Consider the following 1,712-nt stretch of genomic DNA (forward strand, 5'->3'; position numbering starts at 1 on the left):
GCACGCCGACCTGACGGGCAAGCAGGATGTGCTCGCGGGTCTGCGGCATCGGGCCGTCGGCGGCCGACACCACCAGGATCGCGCCGTCCATCTGCGCGGCACCGGTGATCATGTTCTTCACATAGTCGGCGTGGCCGGGGCAGTCGACGTGCGCGTAGTGGCGGTTGGCCGTCTCGTATTCAACGTGAGCCGTCGAGATGGTGATGCCGCGCGCCTTCTCTTCCGGCGCCGCATCGATCTGGTCGTAGCGCTTGTACTCGCCAAAATACTTCGTGATCGCCGCCGTCAGCGACGTCTTGCCATGGTCAACGTGACCAATCGTGCCGATGTTCACATGAGGCTTAGTGCGCTCGAATTTACCTTTTGCCATGTGATGTCTCCATTTCCTGCTCGCCCATGCGGGCTTTGAATTGCGTTACCGCGACGGCTCTTTCGAGTTACGCGTACTTCTTCTGGACTTCCTGGGCGACCGCGGTCGGGACCGGCTCGTAGTGGTCGAACTGCATCGTGTAGGCAGCGCGGCCCTGGCTCATCGAGCGCAGGTTGTCGACGTACTTGAACATGTTGGCGAGCGGCACCATCGCGTTGATGACGACGGCCACGCCGCGTGCTTCCTGGCCCTGGATCTGGCCGCGGCGGCCGTTCAGGTCACCGATGACGCTGCCGACATAGTCTTCCGGCGTCACGACTTCGACCTTCATGATCGGCTCGAGCAGCTGCACGCCAAGCTTGGGTGCGGCTTCGCGGAAGCAGGCCCGGGAGGCGATTTCGAACGCCAGGACCGACGAGTCGACGTCGTGGTAGGCACCGTCGATCAGCGTCGCCCGGACGCCGATCATCGGGAAGCCCGCGAACGGACCTGCGCCCATGACGCTCTGGATGCCCTTTTCGACACCCGGAATGTATTCCTTCGGCACCGCGCCGCCGACGATCTTGGACTCGAAGACGAACTCTTCGCTCTCCGTATTCGGCTCGAACAGAACCTTGACGCGGGCGAACTGGCCGGTACCGCCGGTCTGCTTCTTGTGGGTGTAGTCCTGCTCGTGCTTGCGGGTGATCGTCTCGCGATAGGCCACCTGCGGAGCGCCGACATTGGCTTCGACCTTGAACTCGCGACGCATGCGGTCGACGATGATGTCGAGATGCAGTTCGCCCATGCCGGAGATGATGGTCTGGCCGCTTTCCTCGTCGGTCTTGACGCGGAAGGACGGATCCTCGGCAGCCAGGCGGTGAAGGGCGAGGCCCATCTTTTCCTGGTCGTTCTTCGTCTTCGGCTCGATGGCGATCTGGATGACCGGATCGGGGAATTCCATGCGCTCGAGGATGACCGGATGCAGCGGATCGCACAGCGTGTCGCCAGTGGTCGTGTCCTTGAGGCCAGCCAGAGCGACGATGTCGCCGGCGAAGGCTTCTTCGACGTCGGCGCGCGAGTTCGCATGCATCTGCAGCATGCGGCCGATGCGCTCCTTCTTGCCCTTGACGGTGTTGTCGACCGAGATGCCCTTGGTGAGCTTGCCCGAATAGATGCGGGCGAAGGTCAGTGAACCGACGAACGGGTCGTTCATGATCTTGAAGGCGAGCATCGACAGCGGCTCGTCGTCGACCGCATGGCGCTCGATCTCGGCGTCCGTCTTGGCATCGACGCCCTTGATGGCGGGAACGTCGGCCGGCGACGGCAGGTACTCGACAACAGCGTCGAGCAGCGGCTGTAC

At 63.0% G+C, this 1,712-nt stretch carries 2 protein-coding genes; both read right to left on the reverse strand.

The genetic code is table 11. The features are described from left to right. On the reverse strand, nt 1–370 hold a 370-nt coding region (locus C1D09_RS23465; RefSeq protein WP_143976524.1), incomplete at its 3' end, for a GTP-binding protein. Nucleotides 371–437: 67 nt separating this feature from the next. Next, nucleotides 438–1,712: elongation factor G (locus C1D09_RS23470; protein ID WP_246135846.1), on the reverse strand; the 1,275-nt coding region annotated here is incomplete at its 5' end.

It is taken from the genome of Mesorhizobium intechi (genome assembly GCF_002879535.1).
Classification (GTDB): domain Bacteria; phylum Pseudomonadota; class Alphaproteobacteria; order Rhizobiales; family Rhizobiaceae; genus Mesorhizobium; species Mesorhizobium intechi.